Source organism: Streptomyces sp. SID14515, from assembly GCF_010548505.1.
Classification (GTDB): domain Bacteria; phylum Actinomycetota; class Actinomycetes; order Streptomycetales; family Streptomycetaceae; genus Streptomyces; species Streptomyces caviscabies.
Map to the genome: position 1 here is coordinate 1 of NZ_JAAGMH010000099.1, position 23999 is coordinate 23999.

Annotated in this window: 22 protein-coding genes; 13 read left to right on the plus strand and 9 right to left on the minus strand. The window is 73.3% G+C overall.

What is annotated here, in order from left to right; all coding sequences use genetic code 11:
• The 3 genes from G3I54_RS22240 to G3I54_RS22250 all read left to right on the plus strand — a co-directional run.
• Positions 1 to 1673, plus strand: a 1673-nt coding sequence (locus G3I54_RS22240) for a hypothetical protein (protein ID WP_239144502.1), incomplete at its 5' end; no start/stop codon positions are given.
• A gap of 103 nt (positions 1674 to 1776) precedes the next feature.
• A complete protein-coding gene (locus tag G3I54_RS22245; RefSeq protein ID WP_343240391.1) occupies positions 1777 to 3369 on the plus strand; it encodes an SDR family oxidoreductase in 1593 nt (530 codons plus the stop codon).
• 97 nt (positions 3370 to 3466) lie between these two features.
• Positions 3467 to 3946, plus strand: a complete 480-nt coding sequence (locus G3I54_RS22250) for an SRPBCC family protein (RefSeq protein WP_164616636.1) — start codon at positions 3467 to 3469, stop codon at positions 3944 to 3946.
• A 19-nt stretch (positions 3947 to 3965) separates the two neighbouring features.
• Here G3I54_RS22250 and G3I54_RS22255 read toward each other — a convergent pair whose 3' ends face one another.
• Positions 3966 to 5099, minus strand: a complete 1134-nt coding sequence (locus G3I54_RS22255) for a PLP-dependent cysteine synthase family protein (protein WP_164616637.1) — start codon at positions 5097 to 5099, stop codon at positions 3966 to 3968.
• A 258-nt stretch (positions 5100 to 5357) separates the two neighbouring features.
• On the opposite strand from G3I54_RS22255, the gene G3I54_RS22260 reads away from it, so the two are divergent.
• Entirely contained in the window at positions 5358 to 5675 is a 318-nt protein-coding gene (locus G3I54_RS22260; RefSeq protein ID WP_007459530.1) for a hypothetical protein, read from the plus strand.
• Between the two features lie 257 nt (positions 5676 to 5932).
• Positions 5933 to 6451, plus strand: a complete 519-nt coding sequence (locus G3I54_RS22265) for an ATP-binding protein (protein WP_343240392.1) — start codon at positions 5933 to 5935, stop codon at positions 6449 to 6451.
• Between the two features lie 135 nt (positions 6452 to 6586).
• Here the strand turns inward: G3I54_RS22265 and G3I54_RS22270 are convergent, their stop codons facing one another.
• Positions 6587 to 6880 carry an SHOCT domain-containing protein gene (locus G3I54_RS22270; protein ID WP_164616638.1) on the minus strand — a complete coding sequence of 98 codons (294 nt, stop codon included), beginning with the start codon at positions 6878 to 6880 and terminating at the stop codon, positions 6587 to 6589.
• Positions 6881 to 7042: 162 nt separating this feature from the next.
• Here G3I54_RS22270 and G3I54_RS22275 point away from each other — a divergent pair, with 162 nt between their 5' ends.
• Positions 7043 to 7627 carry a TetR/AcrR family transcriptional regulator gene (locus G3I54_RS22275; protein WP_164616639.1) on the plus strand — a complete coding sequence of 195 codons (585 nt, stop codon included), beginning with the start codon at positions 7043 to 7045 and terminating at the stop codon, positions 7625 to 7627.
• Positions 7628 to 7637: 10 nt separating this feature from the next.
• Complete coding sequence (locus G3I54_RS22280) at positions 7638 to 8219, plus strand: DUF4865 family protein (RefSeq protein ID WP_164616640.1); 582 nt, start codon at positions 7638 to 7640, stop codon at positions 8217 to 8219.
• Positions 8220 to 8335: 116 nt separating this feature from the next.
• Here the strand turns inward: G3I54_RS22280 and G3I54_RS22285 are convergent, their stop codons facing one another.
• Positions 8336 to 9550, minus strand: coding sequence for an ROK family protein (locus G3I54_RS22285; RefSeq protein ID WP_164616641.1), 1215 nt, complete (start codon positions 9548 to 9550; stop codon positions 8336 to 8338).
• Between the two features lie 239 nt (positions 9551 to 9789).
• Between G3I54_RS22285 and G3I54_RS22290 the strand changes: the two genes are divergently transcribed.
• The 3 genes from G3I54_RS22290 to G3I54_RS22300 all read left to right on the plus strand — a co-directional run bounded on the left by G3I54_RS22290 (position 9790) and on the right by G3I54_RS22300 (position 12188).
• Positions 9790 to 10920: an MFS transporter gene (locus tag G3I54_RS22290; RefSeq protein WP_164616642.1), complete on the plus strand. Its 1131-nt coding sequence runs from the start codon at positions 9790 to 9792 to the stop codon at positions 10918 to 10920.
• Positions 10921 to 11024: 104 nt separating this feature from the next.
• Positions 11025 to 11390: a hypothetical protein gene (locus G3I54_RS22295; RefSeq protein WP_164616643.1), complete on the plus strand. Its 366-nt coding sequence runs from the start codon at positions 11025 to 11027 to the stop codon at positions 11388 to 11390.
• 42 nt (positions 11391 to 11432) lie between these two features.
• The gene (locus G3I54_RS22300) at positions 11433 to 12188 is read left to right on the plus strand and encodes a maleylpyruvate isomerase family mycothiol-dependent enzyme (protein WP_164616644.1); all 756 of its coding nucleotides are present in this window, start codon (positions 11433 to 11435) and stop codon (positions 12186 to 12188) included.
• 97 nt (positions 12189 to 12285) lie between these two features.
• Here G3I54_RS22300 and G3I54_RS22305 read toward each other — a convergent pair whose 3' ends face one another.
• From G3I54_RS22305 to G3I54_RS22320, 4 genes are all read right to left on the minus strand, one after another.
• Positions 12286 to 15504 carry an FG-GAP-like repeat-containing protein gene (locus G3I54_RS22305; protein WP_164616645.1) on the minus strand — a complete coding sequence of 1073 codons (3219 nt, stop codon included), beginning with the start codon at positions 15502 to 15504 and terminating at the stop codon, positions 12286 to 12288.
• A 186-nt stretch (positions 15505 to 15690) separates the two neighbouring features.
• Positions 15691 to 16356 (minus strand): response regulator transcription factor, encoded by a 666-nt coding sequence (locus tag G3I54_RS22310; protein WP_164616646.1) that lies wholly within the window; start codon positions 16354 to 16356, stop codon positions 15691 to 15693.
• Complete coding sequence (locus G3I54_RS22315; protein ID WP_203686970.1) at positions 16353 to 17654, minus strand: sensor histidine kinase; 1302 nt, start codon at positions 17652 to 17654, stop codon at positions 16353 to 16355. Before G3I54_RS22315 ends, G3I54_RS22310 begins: the two co-directional genes overlap by 4 nt.
• A gap of 89 nt (positions 17655 to 17743) precedes the next feature.
• Positions 17744 to 18448, minus strand: coding sequence for a TetR/AcrR family transcriptional regulator (locus G3I54_RS22320; RefSeq protein WP_164616648.1), 705 nt, complete (start codon positions 18446 to 18448; stop codon positions 17744 to 17746).
• Between the two features lie 126 nt (positions 18449 to 18574).
• On the opposite strand from G3I54_RS22320, the gene G3I54_RS22325 reads away from it, so the two are divergent.
• A complete protein-coding gene (locus G3I54_RS22325; RefSeq protein WP_164616649.1) occupies positions 18575 to 19030 on the plus strand; it encodes a nitroreductase family deazaflavin-dependent oxidoreductase in 456 nt (151 codons plus the stop codon).
• A gap of 119 nt (positions 19031 to 19149) precedes the next feature.
• Here the strand turns inward: G3I54_RS22325 and G3I54_RS22330 are convergent, their stop codons facing one another.
• Complete coding sequence (locus tag G3I54_RS22330; protein ID WP_164616650.1) at positions 19150 to 20364, minus strand: geranylgeranyl reductase family protein; 1215 nt, start codon at positions 20362 to 20364, stop codon at positions 19150 to 19152.
• Positions 20365 to 20559: 195 nt separating this feature from the next.
• Between G3I54_RS22330 and G3I54_RS22335 the strand changes: the two genes are divergently transcribed.
• Entirely contained in the window at positions 20560 to 21924 is a 1365-nt protein-coding gene (locus G3I54_RS22335; protein WP_164616651.1) for a dipeptidase, read from the plus strand.
• Positions 21925 to 22066: 142 nt separating this feature from the next.
• A complete protein-coding gene (locus G3I54_RS22340; RefSeq protein WP_164616652.1) occupies positions 22067 to 22753 on the plus strand; it encodes an MBL fold metallo-hydrolase in 687 nt (228 codons plus the stop codon).
• 44 nt (positions 22754 to 22797) lie between these two features.
• Here G3I54_RS22340 and G3I54_RS22345 read toward each other — a convergent pair whose 3' ends face one another.
• On the minus strand, positions 22798 to 23835 hold the full coding sequence (locus G3I54_RS22345; protein ID WP_164616681.1) for an NUDIX hydrolase: 1038 nt from the start codon (positions 23833 to 23835) through the stop codon (positions 22798 to 22800).
• Positions 23836 to 23999 lie beyond the last annotated feature (164 nt).

The following is a 23999-nucleotide window of genomic DNA, read 5'->3' on the forward strand; positions in this document are numbered from 1 at the left end:
AGCGGCGGCCCCGCTGGTGGCCCGGGCGGCTGCCGGCCCCGGCCGCGCTGCGCCCGACGGTGCCGGTGGTGTGGGGGCTGCGGCTCTTCCCCCGGGCGGGCGGCGTCGACGAACTGGCCCTGGACCGGGCGCTGTCCACGGTGCCCGGGCCGGTCCGGGCGGCGTTCGCCCTGGAGTTGCTGGAGGGTCTCGACGAGCGTGCGGTACGGGCGCTGCTGGCCGAGGCGGAGGTGGTGGATCCGGCGGGTGCGCTGCGCCGGGCGGCCCGGCTGGGGAAGCCGGACCGGGCCGGGGCGCGGGCGATGCTCGGGTCGGGCGAGTTCGACCCGTGCACGGTGCAGACCCGGCCGAGCGATCTGCTGCGGCGCAGGCACCGGGTGCGGGCGGTGGCGGTCGCCGCGGCGCTGTGCGTGGTGGCGGGCGGTCTGGCGGTGGCCGTCGAGGAGGGGGCGCGGGGCGGGGGCGAGGACCGGGCCCCGGCCGGGGTGTTCGCCCCGGTGCTCGATCCGGCCGGGCTGTTGCGGACGGCGGCGGAGCGGTGGGCGGACACCTCGCGTGTCGACTTCACCGCCTGGCCCGCCCGGGGCGGGCGCACGGGTGACGGCGAACTGCTGGGCCGGGCGCTGCGGGCCTGGGCGGGGCCGCCGGAGTCGGTGCGGGTGTCCACCACGCCGGGCACGGTCGCGGTGCCGCCCGCGCAGCCGCCCCGGCTGCTGTTCGCCGGTGAGGTGGACGGGGCGGCGGTGGTGCTGTTCCACGACGGCGGGGTCCGGGTGGTGCGGTACGCGGAGCCGTTGTCCGGGTCCGGCGGGGCCGCCCTCGACTTCGCGCGGACGGATGACGCGGACGTGACGACGGGTGCGGCCGTCGTCGTCAGCCGTACGGGCGACAGCGCCCGGTTCCTGCTCGCGCCCTGGATCGACGGGTCCACCACCCGGGACCTGCTCGCGCCGGACACGCCCGGACGGCCGCTGGAGGTGGGCCCGGACGGGATCACCGCCGCGGTGGACCGGCCCGCCGCGGGCGGCGCGTGCGACTCCTGGCCGGTGCTCCAGTTGCGGTCCTCCGAGCGGATCGTGGAGAACCACGCGTTCCTGCTGACGGATCTGGGCGACCTGGCCCCCGCGCATCTGACGTACACCCCGAAGCCCGGCCGGGGCGCGCCGGCCCGGCAGCCGCGCGAGGCGACGGGCACGGACGCGCTGCTCGCCTGGGCGCGCACGGCGTGTTCGCTGCGGGCGCTCTCCGGCTCCGGCGTACGGGCGGTCAACAACTGGGCCTTCGCCGAGCAGAAGCTGCCCGAGGGCGGGGCGTCGGCCGGCTGGCTGTGTACCCGGGCCGACACCTGGCGGGGCCCCGGCCGGGTCCTGGTCCAGTTCCTCGGGCCGGCCGCCTCGCCGACGGAACCGGCCGCGGTGGTCGCCGACCGCGACGACACGGCCCTGTGCAGCAGGTTCGGGCAGCACGTCCTGGCGGGCACCCACTGGAAGGCGGCCTCCGGCCGGTGGTACGTCCTGGCCGCCGGGAGCCGGGCGGTGACCCGGATCGAGGCGAGTGGGGCGGTGCGGGGCGCGGCGGGCGGTCCGACGTTCGCGGTGCGGGCGCCGCGTGACGCCGCTGTGGAGCTGACGGCGTCGCTGCGCGAGGGAGGGACGCTCGCGGCGGTGCGCTGAGCCGGCGCGAGGGCCGGGGGCCGTCACCGTACCGATGGCGTCGATGCCGCCGTACGGAGGCCCCGACCGGTCGTGCGGGCCGTCCGGTGCCAGACTCGGACAGGTGACGGATCTTGACGACGGTTCTGACGACGGCTCCGGCGAGCTGAAGCTTCCCGATGCTCCGGACCACCCGGACGGCTCGCCTCCGCGCTGTCTGGTGACCGGGGCCACCGGCTACATCGGCGGCCGGCTGGTGCCCGCCCTGCTCGGCTCCGGGCACCGGGTGCGCGCGCTGGCCAGAACGCCGCAGAAGCTGCGCGACTACCCCTGGGCGGACCGGGTGGAGGTGGTGCGCGGCGATGTCACCGACGCCGCGTCCCTGGCGGAGGCGATGCGGGGCGTCGATGTGGCGTACTACCTGGTGCACGCGCTCGGTTCAGGCTCGGATTTCGAGGAGACCGACCGTAAGGCGGCCCGGACCTTCGGCGAACAGGCGCGGGCGGCCGGGGTGCGCCGGATCGTGTATCTGGGCGGGCTGACCCCGGCCGGGGTGCCGGAGCAGAATCTGTCGCCGCATCTGCGTTCGCGGGCAGAGGTGGGGCACATCCTGCTGGACTCCGGGGTGCCGACGGCAGTGCTGCGCGCGGCGATCGTCATCGGTTCGGGGTCCGCCTCGTTCGAGATGCTGCGGTATCTCACCGAGCGGCTGCCGCTGATGATCACCCCGAGCTGGGTGCGGACCCGGATCCAGCCGGTGGCCGTACGGGACGTGGTCCGGTATCTGGTGGGCTGCGCGGCGCTGCCCGAGGAGGTGAACCGGGCCTTCGACATCGGGGGCCCGGACGTGATGACGTACCGGGACATGATGCAGCGCTACGCCCGGGTGGCGGGGCTGCGGCGGCGGCTGATCCTGCCCGTGCCGGTGCTCACCCCGACGCTCTCCAGCCGCTGGGTCGGTCTGGTCACACCGGTGCCCAGCTCCATCGCCCGGCCGCTCACGGAGTCGCTGCGCCACGAGGTGGTCTGCCGGGAGCACGACATCAAGGAGTACGTCCCCGATCCGCCGGACGGGGCCATCGGCTTCGACCGGGCGCTGCGCCTGGCCTTGAAGCGGATCCAGGAGGCGCGGGTCGACACCCGCTGGTCCAACGCCTCGGTGCCCGGCGCGCCGAGCGACCCGCTGCCCACCGACCCGGACTGGGCGGGCGGCAGCCTCTACCGCGACGAGCGGGAGCTGGCCGTGCCGGTCGGGCCGCAGGCGCTGTGGCGGGTGATCGAGGGCATCGGCGGGGAGAACGGCTGGTACTCCTTCCCGCCGGCCTGGGCGGTACGCGGCTGGCTGGACCGGCTCGTCGGCGGGGTGGGGCTGCGGCGCGGCCGGCGGGACGCCCAGCGGCTGCGGGTGGGCGACTCGCTGGACTTCTGGCGGGTGGAGGAGATCGTGCCGGGCGAGCTGCTGCGGCTGCGGGCCGAGATGCGGCTGCCGGGCCTGGCCTGGCTGGAGCTGTCGGTGCGCCGCGACGAGCGGGGCCGCACGGTGTACGGGCAGCGCGCCCTGTTCCATCCGCGCGGGCTGCCCGGCCACGCGTACTGGTGGAGCGTGTGGCCCTTCCACTCGGTGGTGTTCGGCGGGATGGCGCGCAACATCGCCGAGGCGGCCGCGGCCGAGGAGAAGCGGCGCGGACCGGTGGCCGACAGTGGTACAGACAACTGACGGTCCGGCCGCTAGGGTGTGCCCCGCCCTGGTCCGCCGGACACGCCGTGGGGTGTGCCCGGCTCCACATGTCGCAGAGCGCCGGGAGGTGCACGGGATGGCACGCCGACTCCGTACCGTGGGACGGGAGTTCGCCGACTCCGCGCCGATACGTCTGGTGTTCGCCGCCGAGGTGTCCGCGCCGGTCGACGTGGTGTACCGCGCGCTCGCCGAGGATGTCGCGTCCTGGCCGTCCTGGTTCACCGCCGTCACCCGGGCCACGCCCACCGACGCGGGCGCGGGCCGTGAGGTGCGGCTGCGGGGCGGGGTCCGGTTCCGCGAGACGATCATGGCCGCCGAACCGGACACCTGCTACGCCTACCGGGCCGACGAGTCCAACGCACCCGGCCTGCGGGCCCTGTTGGAGGAGTGGCGGCTCACCCCGGAGGGATCCGGCACCCGGGTGCAGTGGACCTTCGCCGCCGACGGGACGGGGCCGTTCCGCCTGGTGCTGAGCCTGGCGCGGGCGGGGGTGGGCCGGTCCTTCCGGGACGCCGTGCGCCGCCTGGACGCGCGGCTGGCGGCGCGAACCCCCTGACGGCTCCGGAGGACGGTGCTCAGCAGGGCCAGGCGCCGGTGGCGAGGAATTCGTCGATGGCGGCGGCGTACGGGGAGATGTCCAGGCTCTGCTCCTCCAGCCAGGCGTCGGAGTAGTACTTGTCCAGGTAGCGGTCGCCCGGGTCGCACAGCAGCGTGACGACGCTGCCCTGCTCGCCCCGCTCCACCATCTCGGCGATCAGCTTGAACGCGCTCCACAGCCCGGTGCCGGTGGACCCGCCCGCCTTACGTCCGATGGCGCGCTCCAGGGCGCGGACGGCGGCGACGCTGGCGGCGTCGGGCACCTTCATCATGCGGTCGATGGCGCCGGGCACGAAGCTGGGTTCCATGCGCGGGCGGCCGATGCCCTCGATGCGTGAGCCGCGGTCGCTGGTGGCGTGCGGGTCGTGGTTGGTCCAGCCGTCGAAGAAACAGGAGTTCTCCGGGTCGGGCACACAGATGCGGGTGTCGTGCTGGAGGTAGTGGACGTAGCGGGCGATAGTCGCCGAGGTGCCGCCGGTCCCGGCGGTGGCGACGATCCAGGCGGGTTCCGGGTAACGCTCCAGGCGCAGCTGCTGGTAGATCGACTCCGCGATGTTGTTATTGCCGCGCCAGTCGGTGGCGCGCTCCGCGTAGGTGAACTGGTCCATGTAGTGTCCGCCGGTCTCGGCGGCGAGGGCGGCGGACTGTTCGTACATGGTGCGCGAGTCGTCGACGAAGTGGCACCGGCCGCCGTGGAATTCGATGAGGCGGCACTTCTCCGGGCTGGTGGTGCGCGGCATCACGGCGATGAACGGGACGCCGATCAGCTTGGCGAAGTACGCCTCGGACACGGCGGTCGAACCGCTGGAGGCCTCGATGACCGGCTTGCCGGGCCTGATCCAGCCGTTGCAGAGCCCGTAGAGGAAGAGCGAGCGGGCGAGGCGGTGCTTGAGGCTGCCGGTGGGGTGCGTCGACTCGTCCTTGAGATAGAGGTCGATGCCCCATGCCTCGGGGAGCGGGAAGCGCAGCAGATGGGTGTCGGCGGAGCGGTTCGCGTCGGCCTGGACCTTGCGGACGGCCTCCTTCAGCCAAGCGCGGTACTCCGGGTCGCTGCGGTCGACGTCCACGGTCGCCGTGGCCCTGTGCCCGCGTGTGTGCTCACTGGTGTCCATGGGCCTGCTCCTGTTGTCGTCGATCGATGCCGTCGATCGATGCCGTCGATCCGGTGTTCCTGCCTCCACGATATGCACCCCACCTGCACAAACGGTCACTTTGATGGTCCATAGCGCTGCCTTTGACCGGCGCCCGCGGGGCGGTTGTGGCAGGCGGTGCGGGCGGCCGTGCACCAGGGTTCCGGGCCCTCTGGCGATCCGGCCCGTACCGGGGCACACTGCACAGCAGGAGTGGTGACGAAGGGGGGCGAATCCGCGATGGCGGACGTCGAGTTCAGTGCGTCGGGGGTCAGGATCGAACGCTTCACCAGATCGCTGACCAGGGCTGGTCAGGTGGTCGTCAAGGACGGCCGACTGTCCCTGCTCACGAGCAACGGCCGGGAGATCGACAGCGCCCCGGTGGGCACGGTCAGCGCCCGCAAGTGGTGGTTCATCGCGGCGGATTCCGTCATCGCCCGGGTGAACGGGGTGCGCTACCGGTTGACGATGGGGCAGCGCAGCCGCAGACGCGACGGAGCCGCCCCGCTGCGGCGTTTTCTGGAGACGCTGCGCAGTGCGCGCGGCCGCCGGGACTGACCGAGCGGTACGGACCCGGCCGACCGGTTCCCGGCCGGCCGGGCTCCGCCGCGAGTTGCGGAGCCGTATCCCCTGAGCCACGCTGGATCCATGTCACTGAAGGTGCACCCTCGGTGACAGAGCGATCCGCTCCACGGAGCCGGGTCGCGCGACACGAGCAGACACGACAAGAGCAGAGCGGATTCGGCAGTCAGTCGTCCGCCGGGCCCGTTCGCGTCTCTTCTCTTCTTCCGGACCTATTTCGGGGAGTCGCAGCCGTGATCAGCGAGCCAAGCAGGCACTGCACGGTGGAGCTCCAGGCCCTGCCGTCGCGGATCGGTCAGGTCCGCAGAATCATCTCGGCGCAACTGCGCTACTGGCATCTCGATCCTCTGATCGACCAGGCGGCCCTGGGCGTCACCGAGCTTCTCACCAACGTTCACCGGCACGCACAGCCGGACAAGTCATGCACCGTCGACATCGAGCTGCTGCTCGACCGTCTGACGGTCTCCGTCCACGACCACGACCCGCGGCTGCCCACGGTGAACGAGGCGGACTCGTTCGCCACGTCGGGCCGGGGTCTGGCCCTGATCGCCGCCGTCAGCGAAAGCTGGGGCGTGCGGCCGATCGGCTCGGCCGGGAAGGCCGTCTGGTTCACCCTGCCCGCGGCCTCCGGCGCCTCGACCCTGCCACCGCTCGCGGTGTACGGGTCGACGACCGACGGGCCGTTCGGGACCGTGACCATCACGCCCGACGACATCGCGGCCGTGCCCGCCCGGTCGGCCGCCGTCGGCTGACGGGCGGGCAGGACCGGGCCGGAACGGGCAGGGCAGGACCAGGCCGGAACGGGCAGGACCGAGCGCGGCCCGGTCGGAACGTGCGGGCGGCGGAGCGGTTTCGCACCGCTCCGCCGCCCCGCGCTCCGGCCGGGGTCACGCCGGTCCGCCGCCCGCGGTCCGGCCGAACTGCTCGTCCAGCACGGACAGTCGGCGCCAGTACTCCTCCTCGTCGATCTCGCCCGCGGCGAAGCGGCGGCCGAGCAGGGCGATCGGCGAGGACTCGCCGGGGCCGCCCCGCGGGCCACGGCCGGCCGCCCACGGGCCTCGGCGCCCACGCCACACGGTGCGGCGCAGCAGGGTGACGATCCCGATGACGACCGCCGCCCAGACGAGCGGGAAGAGCAGGACCCAGGGGCCGGGCCCGCCGGAGTGCGCCAGGGTGTTCATCTCGGTCAGCTCCCTCGTTCGCGGATGGCGTGGTGCCTTCCGGTCGCTTTCGAGCCTGCCCGCAGGAGGTGCTCCGGGGCGTCGTACACCCGGCGGCCGTGTACGTACTCCGGCGGGAGCAGCCGGAGGCGGCACAGCCCCTCCCCTTCTGTACCTACTAGTATGTACACTCCTCGTATGAGCACCCCGGACCGACTGATCGAGGCCACCCAGGAGCTCCTGTGGGAGCGCGGCTATGTGGGCACCAGCCCCAAGGCCATCCAGCAGCGGGCGGGCGCGGGCCAGGGCAGCATGTACCACCACTTCACCGGGAAGCCGGAGCTGGCACTCGCCGCCATCGCCCGCACCGCCGAAGAGATGCGCGGGACCGCGGAACGGCTGCTGGACGGCCCCGGCAGCGCGTACGAGCGGATCGCGGCGTATCTGCTGCGCGAGCGCGAGGTGCTGCGCGGCTGCCCGGTGGGGCGGCTGACGATGGACCCGGACGTCATCGCCGACGACGAGTTGCGCGCACCGGTGGACGCCACGTTCGACTGGCTGCGCGGCCGGATCACCGCGATCGTCCAGGAGGGCGTGGACGCGGGCGAGTTCACCCCGGGGACCGATCCCGGGCCGGTCGCGGCGGCCGTGGTCGCCACGGTGCAGGGCGGCTATGTGCTGGCCCGAGCCTCGGGCTCGTCCACCGCCTTCGACCGTGCGGTGGAGGGCCTGCTGTCGCTGCTCGCCGCCCGCACCCGCCAGAGCTGAGGAGTCCCGCGTGCACGCCATGCAGTACGAGATCACGTTGCCCGCCGACTACGACATGGGGATCATCCGGAACCGGGTCGCGACCAAGGGCCATCTCCTCGACGACTTCCCCGGGCTCGGCCTCAAGGCCTATCTGATCCGGGAGCGCGAGGCGGGGTCGCCGGTGAACCAGTACGCGCCGTTCTACCTGTGGAACGCCCCCGAGGGGATGAACGCCTTCCTGTGGGGCGCGGGATTCCAGGGCCTGGTCGACGACTTCGGCCGCCCCGAGGTGCAGCACTGGACGGGCCTGGCCCACGAGGAGGGGCCGTCCTCCGGCGCGCTCCCCCGCGCGGCCGTCCGGCTGCGGCGGCCGGTGCCCGCCGGCGTACGGCCCGCCGACGCGGTCGGAGCGGCCCTGGAGGAGACCCGTCGGATCGCCGCTCTGCCCGGAGTGGTCGCCACCGCGCTGGCGGTGGATCCGCGCCTCTGGGAGCTGGTGCACTTCACCCTGTGGGAGCGGCCGGAGCCCGGGGCTGCGGGCGAGGCCTACGAGGTGCTGCACCTGTCGTCGCCGGAGGCGGGTCGGCTGCGGCGGGGTCGGCAGTGGTGAACGGCGCGTAGGCGACGGTACGGGCCGGGCTTCGGGCTTGAGCAGGCCTCGGGCCGGGCCAAGGCGGGGCGGGGCGGGCGGGCTTTGGCCACGCAGGCCTCAGGCCCGGGCGCGCTTCAGGCCAGCGCGGCAAGCGGGTCGTCGAGGACCGGCTGCCAGGCCAGTTCGGCGGCGCCCACCAGGCTGTTGTGCGCCAGGGTGCACGGCAGGATCGGCACACTGCCGCTGCGCCCCCACAGGCTCCGGTCGGCGACGACGGCGCGCAGCCGCTCCGGGTCCGCCTCCAGCAGGTCGCGGTGGAGCCCGCCGAGGATGATCCGGTCGGGGTTGAGGATGTTGACCAGCCCCGCGAGCCCCAGGCCCAGGCGGTCGATCAGCGCCTCGGCGGCGTGGCGTACGGCGGGGTCGTCGTACTCCGCGCGGAGCAGGTTTCCGGCCTGCTTGAGGAGGGACTCCTCGGGGCCCGGTTCGCGGCGGGCGGTGGTGAGGAAGGCCAGCGGGTCGGTCTCCACGTCGAGGCAGCCGCGGCCGCCGCAGTGGCAGGGCCGCCCCTCGGCGTTCACCGTGAGATGGCCGACCTCCAGCGCGAGGCCCGAACTCCCGCTGTGCAGGCGGCCGTCGAGCACCAGGGCCCCGCCGACGCCCCGGTGGCCGGTGGCCACGCACAGGAGGTGCTGGGCGCCGCGCCCCGCGCCGTGCCGGTGCTCGGCCAGCGCGGTGAGGTTGACGTCGTTGCCGGTGAACGCGGGCCCGGTGATGCCCGCTTCGCGGACGCAGGCGGCGAAGATGTCCCGGACCGGGGAGCCCGCGGGCCAGGCGATGTGCAGCGGATTGAGGGCGGTTCCCTCCGGTTCGGCGACCGCCGACGGCACCGCGAGCCCGGCTCCGACACAGCGCAGCCCGCTGGAGCGGAGCAGCTCCGCCCCCGCCTCCACCACCTCGCCGAGCACCTGTGCCGGGTCGGCCATCACCGCGACGCAGCCCGGCGATGTGGCGACGATCCGGCCGCCGAGCCCGACCAGCGCGGCCCGGAAGCCGTCGGCGTGCACCTGGGCGGCGAGGACGACCGGGCCGGTCTCCAGGACGGACAGCCGGTGCGAGGGGCGGCCCTGGGACCCGGCCGCCGACCCGGGGCTGGAGTCGACCCGGATCAGCCCGAGCGCCTCCAGTTCCGCGGCGACCGCCCCGGCGGTGGCGCGGGTGACGCCGAGTTCGGAGGTGAGCACGGCCCGGGTGGGAGCGCGCCCGGTGTGGACCAGTTCCAGCGCGGGCCCGAGCGCACTGCGGCCCCTCTCCAACTTCGTCCGGGTGGTGGTCGCCTTGCCGTTCATGGGGGCGAGTCTCCCATGATCCGGAGGCGCCCCGGACGCCCGGGGCCGGTCCGGGCATCCCGCCCGGGCCACCGCCGTACCCCTGGAACTCCCCGTGCGCGGCGGTGTTGCGCCCGCCGCCGGAGCGCCCCTATGCTGAGTTTGTGCCGCAACTAAACAAACTGCGGACGGCCCTACCGGGGGGACCTGGCGGAGACACCGCCCCACCCTCGTCGGCCCGCCTCCGTACCGCGCTGACCGTGTTCTTCGCCCTCGACGGGTTCCTCTTCGCCGGCTGGGTGGTCCGTATCCCGGCCATCAAGCAGCAGACCGGAGCCTCCGCCTCCACCCTCGGCCTCGCCCTGCTCGGCGTCTCCGCCGGTGCGGTGATCACCATGATGCTCACCGGCCGGCTCTGCCGTCGTTACGGCAGCCACGCCGTGACCGTGGCCTGCGGCGTCCTGCTCCCCCTGAGCATCGCCCTGCCCGCCCAGACCCACTCGGCGCTCGCGCTCGGCCTGGTGCTGCTGGTGTTCGGCGCGGCGTACGGCGGGATGAACGTGGCGATGAACAGCGCCGCCGTCGATCTGGTCGCCACCCTGCGCAGGCCCGTGATGCCGAGCTTCCACGCGGCGTTCAGCCTGGGCGGCATGGTCGGCGCCGGGCTCGGCGGACTGGTCGCGGGAGGCCTCTCCGCCTCCACCCATCTCTTCCTGCTGGCCGGGATCGGCCTGCTCGTCACCGCCTTCGCCGGTACCTCCCTGATGCGCCACCGTCCGGCCCCCGCCGCCCCGGAGGCCGCCGATCCGCACGGGCCGAAGCAGCGGCTGTCGCCCCGGGCCCGCAAGATCGTCGCGCTCTTCGGCGTGATCGCCCTGTGCACGGCGTACGGGGAAGGGGCCCTGGCCGACTGGGGCGCGCTGCACCTGGAACAGGACCTGGGCGCGCACCCCGGACTCGCCGCCGCCGGATACGCGTTGTTCGCCCTGACCATGACGGTGGGCCGGCTGAGCGGGACGATGCTCCTGGAACGGCTCGGGCAGACCCGCACCCTCGTCCTCTGCGGGGCGACCGCGGCGGCCGGGATGCTGCTGGGCTCGCTGGCGCCGACCACCTGGCTGGCGCTGGCCGGGTTCGCGGTCACCGGACTCGGCCTCGCCAACATCTTCCCCGTCGCCGTGGGCCGGGCCGGCGAACTCGCGGGACCGAGCGGGGTCGCCGCCGCCTCGACGCTCGGCTACGGCGGAATGCTGCTCGGCCCGCCCGCGATCGGCTTCCTCGCCGACTGGTTCTCGCTGCCGCTGGCCCTGACGACGGTCGCCCTGCTGGCTGCCGCGGCGGCCGCCCTGGGGTACGGGGCCCGCAACGCCACCTCGGATGCGCACACCTGATCGCCCGCACACCCGGTCGATTGAGTAGCCGTACTCAGGCGGGTGCCGCTCCCCCGGCGCACGATGGAAGCCCGAAGACCTTCCGCCGAGCAAGGGACCCGACCATGAAGCGTCCGACCGACCACCCGCACCTGAACGCCCTGGTTCGGCTGACCTTCCGCAACCCCGCTTCCCTGATCTACCTCGGGCTGGTGCTCGCGGCGACGCTCTTCGTCGCCGTGGACACCCTGTTCGTCACCCATGAGGACGCCTCGTTCGCCGGTGTCTGGCTGTTCTTCCTCGCGGCCCCGACCGTCTTCCTGTTCTTCTTCGGCAGCTCCCTGGCGGGCGCCGACGCGGGCGGGCCCGCGTGGTTCCTGGTGCTCGCCCTGGTGGTCTCGGTCCTCCTCCAGTCGCTCGCCCTGGGCTGGTTCGTCCGCCTGGTGCGCCGGGTCGGTTCGACCGGATCCGCGCACCCGCAGGGCATCTGACACCCGCGGGGCGGCCTGCGGCGCCCTGGCACAATCACCGCCATGCAGATCGCCGAGCACATCGCGTCGTTGTCCGTGGAAGGACGGCTGCTCGCGGCCGCCGCCGAGCGGGCCGGACCGGGGGCATCGGTCCCGACCTGCCCCGGCTGGCAGATACGCCACCTCCTGCGGCACACCGGCATGGTGCACCGATGGGCGGCGGCGTTCGTCACCGAGGGCCACACCGACTACCAGCCCGACGGCGGTGAACCCGCCCTCGACGGCGCCGAACTCCTGGCCTGGTTCCGCGAGGGCCACCACCATCTGGTCCGGGCCCTGGAGGAAGCACCCGCCGATCTGGACTGCTGGACCTTCCTCCCGGCCCCCTCGCCCCTGGCGTTCTGGTCCCGCCGCCAGCTGCACGAGACGGCCATGCACCGCGTGGACGCGGAATCGGCGCTCGGCGGACCGCTGACCCCGGTGCCCGCGGACCGCGCGGTCGACGGCATCGACGAACTCCTCACCGGCTTCCACGCCCGGCCCAAGAGCAAGGTCCGCTCCAGGAAGCCCCGCACACTGCGGGTACGCGCCGTGGACACGGAGGCGACCTGGACGGTACGGATCTCCGAGGACCCGCCGGAGGCCGTACGTTCGGCGGGCCCCGACGCCTCCGAGGACGGCGTCGACTGCGAGCTGAGCGGTACGGCCGAGGGGCTCTACCTCACCCTCTGGAACCGGCTGCCGCTGGCCGCCGTCACGCTGCGCGGCGACCGTTCGGTGGCCCGGCTCTGGGCGGACGGCTCCGCGGTCACCTGGTGAGGGGCACCGGGCCGCAGCGGCCGACCGGCGTCGGGGGCGACGAGAAAGGTGTGGGGCCCGCCGGACCTGTCTCCGGCGGGCCCCACACCTCGATGCGCTAACGCACGCTCGCGAAACTCTTCCAGCCGGTGCCGATCTTGACGCCCGCGCCGACGCCGCCGGTGCCGTTGCCCGCGTACCGGTAGAGGTCGCCGGCCGTCGTGCGGCCGAGGATGTCGTCCTTGCCGTCGCCCGTGAGGTCGCCGATGCCGACGATGTCGGCCATGCCGCCCCAGCCGGAGCCGATCTTCACCCCTGCGCCGATGGCGCCCTTGCCGGTGCCGTTGTACCGGTAGAGGTCGCCGGCCGTCGTGCGGGCGACGAGGTCGGCGTGCCGGTCACCGTCGAGGTCACCGGCGCCGACGATGGTGAGCGACTTCCAGCCATTGCCGATCTTGCCGGCACCGGTGAAGCCGCCGGCGGCGGTGCCCGCGTACAGGTACAGGTCACCGGTGGCGGTCTGCCGGGCCACCAGGTCCGGGATGCCGTCGTCGGTGAGGTCGCCCGAGTAGGTCAGGGCGTCGAAGGACTTCCAGCCGCTGCCGATCTTCGTGTGCGGGGTCTCCGGCGTGACGACCTTGCCGCGCTCGGCGGAGTACCGGTACAGGAAGCCGTCCTTGTCGGTGACCAGGGTGTCGTTCGCCCCGTCGCCGTCGAGGTCGCCGAAGGGGACGACGGTCGAGGTGGTGGGCCACGTACCGCCGTCGGCCTTCGCCGACACCGTGCCGGAGGCGTTGCCCTGATAGACGGCCAGCGAGCCGTTGGCGCCGCGGGCGTAGAGGTCCGGGTGGCCGTCGTCGCCGACATGGTCGCGGCGCACGGCGGTTCCGCCGGTCACCTGCACGGTCCCGGATGCGGACAGGTCCGTCTGAACGCCGTCGGCGGGCTTCGCCGTCAGGGTCCAGGTGTAGGCCCCGTTCGCGACGTACCGTCCGGCCGCGTCCTTGCCGTCCCACGACGGCGCGACCAGTCCTCGCGCCTCTCCGCCGGAGAGCGTCCGTACGGTCTGTCCGGTCGCCTTGTTCTTGAGCGTCAGCCCCCAGGATCCCGCGGGCTTCGACAGCCACCAACGCGGCTTCCACACCCCGGCCCCGATATCCAGGGCCGGCGTCTCGGCGTCGATGACGGCGATCCGGGAGGCCGGGACGCCGGACGGGACGATCCGCACCTGGCGGTCCGTGCCCGTGTAGGCGACATGGCCGCCGAAGCGGTCGACGGTCCATCCGGAACGCCGTCCGGTCCGGTCGCCGAGCTCGGCGACCGTGGCGACCACCCGCCGGGGCAGGTCGCTCTCCTTGCCGCCGGCCGGCAGTCCGCCGTGCAGGTCGACGAGGGTGAGGCCGGACGCGTCCGAGCGGCGGACCAGGTAGCCGTCGCCGAGCAGCGTCTCCTCGGCTCCGAGCTTCACCGAGCGCTTGGCCTGCAGGTCGTAGACGCCCGCGCCCTTGAAGTCGTGCACCGGGCCGCCGCACCGCCAGTACACCCAACGACCCACGGCCTGCAGGTCGTTCGGGACGCACCCCGCGTCGAAGGACTCACCGGCGGCGCCGGTCGACAGGTTCTTCGCCGCCACCCCGGTCGGCACGCCCGAGCCGGAATCCTCGTATCCGCCGAGGGCGCTCCACAGCGTGTCGCCCCAGACGGCGGCCGCGACCGGCTCCCGGTTCAGGAGCACGCTCCCGGTGTCGGCGTCCTTGAAGTTCAGAACCGCCTGCTTACCGCCCCAGGCCTGGTTCACCACCCCGAACCGGCCGGAGAGGTCGACGAGTTCCGGGCTGCCGAGTCCGGAGGTCACCTGCGGACCCCAGGATTCCTCACCGTTCCGGTAGAGCATGGTGACGTCCTGCTCGGTCGCGGCCTTGCGGCCGTGATGCCCGTCGCCGCTCGCGAACATGCTCACGCAGCGGACGCCGTAGGTGGGGTGGCAGCCGTCGTCGTCCCGGCCGGACACGAGGCCGTCGACGGTGGAGTTCAGCTCCTCGGGGCGGCCGGACGTCTTCAGCCAGGTGCTGCGGTAGCCACCGATGATGGTGCCGGGGCTGTAGTACTCCGAGTCGTCGGCCGTGGTGAGGATGCCGCTGCCCAGCGAGATACCGGCCGGCTTGGCCTCCCGGTCCGCTATGTCCGCCAGGCGCTTGCGGGTGACGGTGCCGTCGGCGGCGCGGGTGAAGCGGTAGTAGCCCCAGTCGAGTGCGCCGCGGTCGGTCCTCTTTTCCGCGCCGGCCACCAGGAGCGAACCGTCGGGCGTGCGCTGCACCGAGGTGGAGGCGACGGCCAGCAGGACCTTCCGGCTTCCGGTGGCGCCGCGCAGGACGAGCTGGTTGCCCCGGTACTCGTTGTCGCCGGGGTTGGGCGGGGTCACGGTGACGAAGTCGTCGCCGAAGCGCCGTACGACGTCGTCGTACGAGGCCACGTCCCGCAGGTCGACCGTGGTCGGCTCCGCGTCCAGGTCGTCACGGCGGTACACCTGGGCGGCGTCGCCGGACGGGGCGCCGAGGTGGAACACCGTGTCGCGGTCGAAGGTGACGCTGTCGCCGTTCGGGGAGAGCTCCTTCACACCGCCGGTGGCGAGGTCGACGACCCACCACCCCTGGGACATGGTGCTGTCCTCCCACTTGATGGCGCGGACCGCGACGGACCGGGCGTCGCCCTCACCCACGGTGAGCCGCCACCCCTCCGGCAGGCCTTCCAGCTTCTGATCCCGCACCTCGCCGTTCTCCGGGCTCAGGATGTGCAGGCTCGTGACGGCGTCCTCGGGCCCGGTGCGGGTGATGACACGGTCGCCGTAGGTCGCGAGGTAGGTCTGGCCCACCGGGATCGGGACCGTGGTGGCCGGTCCGCTGCCACCCCTTTGCCGGAGCACCACATGCGGAGCCGGAGAGTCCGAGTAGAGGGCGACGGTGTCGGAGCCGTGCCCGAAGTCCGGCAGCGAGCGGTCGAAGCGGAACGCGTCCACGTCGTACGCGAGCTGCTCGGGCAGCCGGTGGTCGAGGACGGTCGCCTCGCCGGTGGCGTAGTCGATCCAGCGGAGGCGGTCGTCGCCCTCCTGGGCGGTGAGGAATCCGGTCTCGCCGGCGTTCAGGACGACGGTGGCGCGGGGCACGAACCGTGCGCCCGGGCTGATGACGACGGGATCGGCGGCCGTGCCGCGGGTATCGGCGACGGCCGCTCCCCCGGTCGCACCGATTCCGGCGGTCACGGCGAGCGTGACGGTGACAGCGATACGGCCGAGCACGCGCCGTCGGCGCGTGACCCGTCTGTCCTGTGGACGCATCATGAAGAAAGCCCCTCCCCGAGGTGATCGACACAGGGGGGCACTCATGGAAAGGCCGCTCACCCCCGCGCGGGAGGGTGACAGTACCAGGAAAGATCTTCACACAATATTCAGTTTCGAACTCGTTCAAGAGTTCCGGCGCCTCCTCCACGCCGGAGCACCGCGGGAGCACCGGTTCGCCCGCCCCGCTCAGCCCAGCCAGCCGGGGCGCACCAGCCCCGATTCGTAGGCGAGGACGACGAGTTGGGCCCGGTCGCGGGCGCCCAGCTTGACCATCGTGCGGCTGACGTGGGTCTTCGCGGTGAGCGGGCTGACGACCAGTCTGCGGGCGATCTCCTCGTTCGACAGGCCGATGCCGACCAGCGCCATCACCTCCCGCTCCCGTTCGGTGAGCCGGGCGAGCGAGGCGGCGGCCGTCGGCTCCTTGGAGCGGGCCGCGAACTCCGCGATCAGCCGGCGCGTCACGCCCGGCGAGAGCAGCGCGTCGCCGCCGACCACCGCCCGTACCGCGCGCAGCAGTTCCTCCGGCTCGGTGTCCTTGACCAGGAAGCCCGAGGCTCCGTTGCGGATGGCCTCGAAGACGTACTCGTCGAGCTCGAAGGTGGTGAGCATGACCACCTTCACCTCGTCCAGGTCCGGGGCGCCGGTGATCCGCCGGGTGGCGGCCAGTCCGTCCAGGCGCGGCATACGGATGTCCATCAGCACGATGTCGGGGCGCAGTTCGCGCACCAGGCGGACCGCCTCGTCTCCGTCGGCGGCCTCCCCGGCGACCTCGATGTCCGGCTGCGCGTCCAGCAGCGCCCGGAAGCCGGCCCGTACCAGCAGCTGGTCGTCGGCAAGCAGTACACGGATCACGGTGTCTCCTCGGCGGGCTCCGGCGGGTCCTGGCGGCGGTCGTGGTCCGGGGCGGTGAGCGGCAGTTCCGCGAGGACCCGGAAGCCGCCGTCCGGGCGGGGGCCCGCCTCGATCGTGCCACCGAGGGCGGCGGCCCGCTCCCGCATCCCGACGAGTCCGTTGCCGCTGCCGCCCGCGTCGTCGCCGGTGGCCGGTCCCGCGTCGTCGACGCGGAGGCGGACGCGCCCGGAGCCGTGGGCGATGTGCACCAGCGCGGTACGGGAGCCGGAGTGGCGGACGACGTTGGTGAGGGCCTCCTGGACGATGCGGAAGGCGGCGAGACCGGCGCCGGGCGGGACGGCGGCCGGATCGCCCTCGCTCTCCACGGTGACGGTGAGCCCGGCGCCCGCCGCCTGTTCGACGAGTTCGGGGAGCCGGTCCAGGCCGGGGGCCGGGGCGGTGGGGGCGTCGCCGGGGGTACGGAGGTTGGCGAGCACCTGACGTACCTCGTCGAGCGCCTCCTTGCTGGCCGCCTTGATCGTGGTGAGGGCGGTCCTGGCCTGTTCCGGGTCGGAGTCGAGCAGCGCGAGCCCGACGCCGGCCTGCACATTGATGACGGAGATGGAGTGGGCCAGGACGTCGTGGAGTTCGCGGGCCATGCGCAGCCGCTCCTCGTCGGCCCGCCGCCGCTCCGCCGCCTCGCGCTCCGCCCGGGCGGCAGCCCACTGCTCGCGGCGCACCCGCAGCAGTTCGGCGGCGGCCACGACGGCCACCACCCATGCGGTGATGAAGCCCTCCTGCGCCCAGGGCGCGGCCGGGTCGCCGTCCGGCGGCAGCCAGCGGTACAGCCAGTGGGCGACCAGCACGTGCCCGGCCCACAGCCCGCCCAGCGACCACCAGGCGGCCTTCCGGTGCCCGGCCACGATCGCGCTGAAGCAGCCCACGGCGACGGCGACGAACACCGGGCCGTACGGGTAGCCCGCCGCGAGGTAGACCAGGGTCACCGCGCATGTGGTGACCATGGCGAGCACGGGGCGGCGGTGGCGGAGGAGGAGCACGCCGACCGCGACGAACAGCAGCAGCCGGGCCACCAGGTCCAGGGGCCGGCGGTCCTGCCCGTGCTCGGCGAAGCCCGTGCCGACCATGACGAACACCAGGAGCACGGCCGTGGACGGCCAGGGCAGCCCGGCGGCGGTCCGCGAGCGCGCGCCGGACAGCCACGGCGGCGGTCCGCCCCGCCTGCCCGGCCGTCCGGGCGGCCGGGTTCCAGGGAGGCCGCAAGGGGGGCCGCCGCCCCGGTGCGGCTGCTGTTCGTCCATGGCGGCCACGCTAGACGGCGGACGGGTCCGGAAGCGTCCGCCGTGCGTGGTGATCACCCGTACTCCGCGGGGAGTACGCCGCCGCGCCGTCAGTCCGTGGTGACGCCGCGCAGGCCCACCGTGCGGGCCAGTTCACCGGCGGCCTGCCGGAACAGCGGCTCGCGCGCCTCGACGACCCGGTTGAACTGGCCGAACAGCTCGAAGGAGATCAGGCCGAACAGCTGGGCCCAGGCGCCGACCAGGGCCGCCACGGCCTCGGGCGGGACGCCCTCGGCGAAATCGGCGGCCATCCGCTCCGCGTCGGCGCGCAGCTCCGGGTCGATGGAGGGCAGGGTGAGGGCGTCGGCCCGGTACGCGGTGCGGATGATGTCGATGAGGGCCAGGCCCACCCGCGAGGCGGGCCCCACCGTGTCCATCGGGGCGATGTAGCCGGGGACGGGCGAGCCGTAGATCAGCGCGTACTCATGAGGGTGGGCGAGCCCCCATTCCCGTACGGCACAGGCCACGGCGACCCAGCGATCGGCGGGCGCGACGGTCTGCGCCGATTCCGCCGCCGCCCTCTCCGCGGCCTCGCCGATCGCGTCGTACGCGTCGACGATCAGCGCGGTGAGCAGGTCGTCCCGGCTCGGGAAGTAGCGGTAGAGCGCGGAGGAGACCATGCCCAGCTCCCGGGCGACGGCCCGTAGCGAGAGCTTCGCCGCGCCCTCCTCGGCGAGCTGCCTCCTGGCCTCGTCCTTGATCGCCGCGGTCACTTCGATACGGGCGCGTTCCCTGGCCCCTCGGATGCTGCTCATGCGATGAGTCTGCCATGCGAACGGAGCGGCGATCAAGAATGAGAGCAGTGCTCTTGCTTTTGAGCACCCGTCCGTGCACACTGATCTCAAGCGAGAGCACTGCTCTCCCATACCTCGGGAGCCACCATGCCGCAGCAGCCCTACTACCTCCGGGCGAGCGCCTCCGCCAACCGTTTCAACAAGATCGTCGGCTGGATGGCCCGGCACGGCCTCAGCCTGATGGGCTCCGCCGAGCTGTCGGTGCGCGGGCGCAAGAGCGGCCAGATGCAGCGCGTCCCGGTCAACACCCACACCTTCGAGGGCGACCGGTACCTGGTCTCGGCCCGCGGTCACTCGCAGTGGGTGCGCAACATGCGCGTCGCGGGCGGCGGAGAGCTGCGGCTGGGACGCAAGGTCAGCCGCTTCACCGCCGTGGAGATCCCCGACGACGCGCAGAAGGCGCGGATCGTCCGCGCCTATCTGGAGCGGTGGGGCTGGGAGGTCAACCAGTACTTCCAGGGGGTCACGGCGAAGTCCACGGACGCCGAGTTGCTGGCCGCCGTCCCGGACCACCCGGTCTTCCGCATCACGGTCGAGGGCTGAGCCGTGCCCGGCACGGGCCCGGGGCGCCGCTCCCGCCCGGCCGGACGGAACGGCACCCCGAGAAGTGCGGTCGTGATGTGCGTGTCCAGCGATATGTCTGTGTCCAGCGATGTCTGTGTCTAGCGGTCCATCGCCGACAGCGCCCGCTGCGCCAGCGGGTGCGTACGGACCAGCTCGGCCAGCGACGTCGTCCCCCGGGTGATCCCGGCGAACGCCTTCCACGCCGGGCGGAAGCCGGTCAGCACCGCGTGCAGCACGCCCGGGCGGCGCTCGAACAGCTTCAGCATGCGGCGGCCGACGCCCATCTCCACGCCGAGGCCCGCCTTGATGGCGAAGGCGTAGTTGAGGGCCTGCCGGCGGGCGTCCACCGCATCGTGCGACTCCGCGATCCTGACCGCCCACTCCCCCGCGAGCCGACCCGAGCGCAGCGCGAAGGAGATGCCCTCGCGGGTCCACGGCTCCAGCAGTCCGGCCGCGTCACCGCAGACCACGACCCGGCCGCGGGAGAGCGGCGAGTCGTCGCTGCGGCAGCGGGTCAGATGGCCCGAGGAGACGGCCGGCTCGAACCCGGCGAGGCCGAGGCGGGCGATGAAGTCCTCCAGATACCGCTTGGTGCCCGCGCCGTCGCCGCGCGCCGAGATGACGCCCACGGTGAGGGTGTCGCCCTTGGGGAAGACCCAGCCGTAGCTTCCCGGCATCGGGCCCCAGTCGATGAGCACCCGGCCCGCCCAGTCCTCCGCCACGGTGGCCGGAACCGGGATCTCCGCCTCGAGGCCGAGGTCGACCTGGTCGAGCTTCACCCCGACGTGGGCTCCTATCCGGCCCGCGCTGCCGTCCGCGCCGACGACCGCCCGCGCCAGCACCGTCTCGCCACCGGCCAGCACCACGGCGACCGTTCGCCGGTCGGGCACGGCGGGACCGTGCTGCTCGACCCGCACCACCGATGCCCCGGTGCGCAGTTCGGCTCCGGCCTTCTGCGCCTCTTCCACCAGCCCGGCGTCGAACTCCGGGCGGTTGATGAGCCCGAAGAGCATGCGCCGGGAGCGGCGGGTGCGCGACAGCTTGCCGTTGAGCGAGAAGGTGACCGCGTGGATGCGGTCCTTCAGGGGCAGTTCGAACCCCGGCGGCAGGGAGTCCCGCGAGAAGCCGATGATTCCCCCGCCGCAGGTCTTGTAGCGCGGCAGTTCCGCTTTCTCCAGCAGCAGGACTCTTCGGCCCGCCACGGCTGCCGCGTACGCCGCCGATGCGCCGGCCGGTCCGGCGCCGACCACGACGACATCCCACACGGACGACTCTTCCGGCTCATGTCCGGCGTCTGCGTTCTCGCTGCTCACGATGTGCTTCTGCTCCCGATCCGACCAGTGGCCCCAAGCTGCTCACGGCATCCTACGGCGCGTTCCGGCCAAGCCCTCCTGTGGGAGGATCGGCCATGATTTCGTCGTACATGCGTCGCCGCACGAACGGCTTCGTACACGGTCGCGTACACACCGCGCCCTACCCATAACGTCGCACCCACGAGGAGCGTGCCCATGACCGCCCGTCCGATTTCCGAGACCGTCGCCTCGTTGATGCCCCGCGCCCGGGAGGAGCTGGCCGAACTGGTGGCGTTCCAGTCGGTGGCGGACCCGGCGGTGTTCCCGAGGAGCGAGTGCGAGGGCGCGGCGAACTGGGTGGCCGACGCGCTGCGCGCCGAGGAGTTCACGGACGTCGCCCTGCTGGACACCCCCGACGGGACGCAGTCCGTCTACGGGTTCCTGCCCGGGCCGGCCGGTGCGCCGACCGTGCTGCTCTACGCGCACTACGACGTGCAGCCGCCGCTGGACGAGTCGGCGTGGATCTCCCCGCCGTTCGAGCTGACCGAGCGCGACGGTCGCTGGTTCGGCAGGGGCGCGGCCGACTGCAAGGGCGGGTTCATCATGCACCTGCTCGCGCTGCGCGCCCTCAAGGCGAACGGCGGCGTTCCGGTCTCGGTGAAGGTGATCGCCGAGGGCTCCGAGGAGCAGGGCACCGGTGGTCTGGAGCGGTACGCGGAGGCGCACCCGGAGCTGCTGGCGGCCGACACCATCGTCATCGGCGACACGGGGAACTTCCGGGTCGGGCTGCCGACGGTCACGGCGACGCTGCGCGGGATGACGATGCTGCGGGTGCAGTTGGACACCCTGGAGGGGAACCTGCACTCGGGGCAGTTCGGCGGCGCGGCCCCGGACGCGCTGGCCGCGATGATCCAGCTGCTGGCCTCGCTGCGCGCCGAGGACGGCACGACCACGGTCGACGGTCTGACCGGTGACGCCGACTGGGACGGCATCCAGTACCCGGAGGCGGAGTTCCGGCAGGACGCCAAGGTGCTGGACGGGGTGGAGCTGATCGGCACGGGCACGGTCGCGGACCGGATCTGGGCCCGGCCCGCCGTCACCGTCATCGGCATCGACTGCCCGCCGGTGGTCGGCGCGACCCCGTCGGTGCAGGCGAGCGCGCGGGCGCAGGTCAGCCTGCGGGTGCCGCCGGGCCAGGACGCCGCCGAGGCGACCAAGCTGCTCACCGCGCACCTGGAGTCGCGTGCTCCGTGGGGTGCGCGGGTGCGGGTGGAACAGGTGGGCCAGGGGCAGCCGTTCCGCGCGGACATGACCAGCCCGGCGTACACGGCGATGGCGGACGCGATGCGGGACGCCTACCCGGGCCAGGAGATGCAGTCCTCCGGCATGGGCGGCTCCATCCCGCTCTGCAACACTCTGGCGGGCCTCTACCCGGAGGCGGAGATCCTGCTGATCGGGCTGAGCGAGCCGGAGGCGCAGATCCACGCGGTGAACGAGAGCGTGTCGCCGGAGGAGCTGGAGCGGATGTCGGTCGCCGAGGCGCTGTTCCTGCGGAACTACGCGGAGTCGAAGAAGGCCTGACCCGCCGACGGCCGCCGGAGGCCGGCGGCTGCTTCAGGCCGGCGGCTGCTTGAGGGGCAGCCCCGGGGCCCTACGCCCTCGGCGAAGTCGCCCGAAGCGTAGATCCGTGCGGCGGACGTCCGCCGCTGCGTACGTTCGCCGCATGGATCTCGTCGAGGTGCTCCCCCGGTTGCACATGTTCCGCTTCCGGATCGGTCAGGCCTATCTCTGGCGTGACGGACCGGATTCGACCCTGATCGACGCGGGCGACATCGAGTCGGCCGCCGCGATCGAGGACGCGATCCGCTCGCTCGGCTCCGACCCGGCCCGGATCCGCCGCATCGTCCTCACCCACGGCCACCGCGACCACTACGGTGCCGCGCAGGAGCTGGCGGACCGGTACGGCGCCGAGATCATCGCCCACGCGCTGGACGCACCGGTGATCCGGGGCGAGCGGCCCGTACCGGAGCCGGACCTGCTGGACTGGGAACGGCCGCTGTGGGAGCACGGACTGACCTGCCCCGAGGCCCCGCCCACCCGGGTCGACCGCGAGGCGACCGGCGGCGAGGAGCTGCCGTTCGGGGACGGCGCGCGGGTGGTCCACGCCCCCGGTCACACGCCGGGCTCCATCGCCCTCCATCTGCCGCGCCACGGCGTGCTGTTCACCGGGGACAGCGTCGCCTCCGTGGAGCGGGTGATGCTCGGCGTGTTCAACGTGGACCGCGCCGAGGCGGCGGACACGTTCCGGCGGCTGGCCTCGCTCGCGCCCCGTACCGTCTGCTTCGGTCACGGCGACCCGCTCACCGAGGACGCGGCCGCGCTGATGGAGACGGCGGCCAACGGCGCGTGAGGACGTCCGCGGGGGTTCCTGCCGCGAAAGGCCGGGCGCGCCGCTCAGCCCACCGGCACCCCCGCCTCCAGGTTGAGCACCGTCGACCGCTCGCGCGCCCGCAGGGCCCAGCGCAGCCGCTCGTACCGGGTGGGCGGCAGCATCCCGGCGGCCTCCTCCTCGGTGACGAAGCGCCAGCCGCGCAGCTCGGAGCCGGGCAGCAGCAGCCGGCCGGCGTCCTCGGAGCGCAACAGGCCGCCGTCGAAGAGGAACCGCAGTCCGCCGTAGCCGGGCGGGCGGGGCGACTCCCAGTCGACGAGCAGCAGGGTGGGCACCCGGTCGAGGCGGAGGCCTATCTCCTCGGCGACCTCACGGATCCCGGCCTGTGCGGGGGCCTCGCCCGCCTCCACGACCCCGCCGGGGAACTCCCACCCCGGTTTGTACGTGGGGTCGACGAGCAGCACCCGGTCCTGTTCGTCGAAGAGCAGCACCCCGGCGGCCACCGTCTCGCCGGTCGGCTCGGGGCTCTGGACGATCGGGCACGGCGCGGCCCTCCCGGTGCGCACGGCGTCCGCGATCCGCTCGGCGGTCTCGCGGGGCGTGAGGGCGCTGTTGTCGACCACATGCGCGTCCTCGGTGATCCAGCCGAGGGCGTCGCGGTACGGACCGATGTGCTCGTACGCCCACCGGCGCACCCGTTCGCTCTGTTCCTCGTCGCCGGGGAACTCCTCGCGGCCCGCGATCCGGCTCCGCAGGATCGTTTCCTCAGGTGAGAGCGCCACATGCCGGACCGGGATGCGCCGGGAGGCGAGCCCTCCGAAGATCTCGTCGCGGTACTCCTGTCGCAGCAGGGTCATCGGCACCACCAGCACCCCGGGCACCTCGGCGAGCAGCGCCGCCGCCGTGTCCACGACGAGCCGCCGCCAGATCGGCAGGTCCTGGAAGTCGGTGACCTCGGCGAGCCTCTTCTGCGGCAGCAGACCGCGCAGCCCCGCTCCGGTGATCTCCGGGTCGTACAGCGTGCTGTTCGGGATCAGCTCGATCAGTTCGCCCGCGGCGCTGGTCTTGCCCGCACTGAACGCACCGTTGATCCAGACAACAATCACTAGTACTCCTGGGTGGGAAGGCCGCTGAACAGCGGCGGAGTGGATTTCGCGGGATCGTCCGGGAGAAGGACGGGAAAAGGCGGTGCCCACAGCCCGGCTCCCACCACTTCCGTCTCCCCCACTTCCTGGAGATACCCAACGATCCGCTCCTCCATTGCGAT

Bases quoted from the DNA above. Each gene is read 5' to 3' on its own strand.
- G3I54_RS22325 (WP_164616649.1), top strand. From the start codon at position 18,575: ATGCCGCAGCAGCCCTACTACCTCCGGGCGAGCGCCTCCGCCAACCGT.
- G3I54_RS22275 (WP_164616639.1), top strand. From the start codon at position 7,043: ATGTACACTCCTCGTATGAGCACCCCGGACCGACTGATCGAGGCCACC.
- G3I54_RS22300 (WP_164616644.1), top strand. From the start codon at position 11,433: ATGCAGATCGCCGAGCACATCGCGTCGTTGTCCGTGGAAGGACGGCTG.
- G3I54_RS22270 (WP_164616638.1), bottom strand. From the start codon at position 6,880: ATGAACACCCTGGCGCACTCCGGCGGGCCCGGCCCCTGGGTCCTGCTC.
- G3I54_RS22335 (WP_164616651.1), top strand. From the start codon at position 20,560: ATGACCGCCCGTCCGATTTCCGAGACCGTCGCCTCGTTGATGCCCCGC.
- G3I54_RS22250 (WP_164616636.1), top strand. From the start codon at position 3,467: ATGGCACGCCGACTCCGTACCGTGGGACGGGAGTTCGCCGACTCCGCG.
- G3I54_RS22255 (WP_164616637.1), bottom strand. From the start codon at position 5,099: ATGGACACCAGTGAGCACACACGCGGGCACAGGGCCACGGCGACCGTG.
- G3I54_RS22295 (WP_164616643.1), top strand. From the start codon at position 11,025: ATGAAGCGTCCGACCGACCACCCGCACCTGAACGCCCTGGTTCGGCTG.
- G3I54_RS22340 (WP_164616652.1), top strand. From the start codon at position 22,067: ATGGATCTCGTCGAGGTGCTCCCCCGGTTGCACATGTTCCGCTTCCGG.
- G3I54_RS22305 (WP_164616645.1), bottom strand. From the start codon at position 15,504: ATGATGCGTCCACAGGACAGACGGGTCACGCGCCGACGGCGCGTGCTC.
- G3I54_RS22320 (WP_164616648.1), bottom strand. From the start codon at position 18,448: ATGAGCAGCATCCGAGGGGCCAGGGAACGCGCCCGTATCGAAGTGACC.
- G3I54_RS22285 (WP_164616641.1), bottom strand. From the start codon at position 9,550: ATGAACGGCAAGGCGACCACCACCCGGACGAAGTTGGAGAGGGGCCGC.
- G3I54_RS22260 (WP_007459530.1), top strand. From the start codon at position 5,358: ATGGCGGACGTCGAGTTCAGTGCGTCGGGGGTCAGGATCGAACGCTTC.
- G3I54_RS22315 (WP_203686970.1), bottom strand. From the start codon at position 17,654: ATGGACGAACAGCAGCCGCACCGGGGCGGCGGCCCCCCTTGCGGCCTC.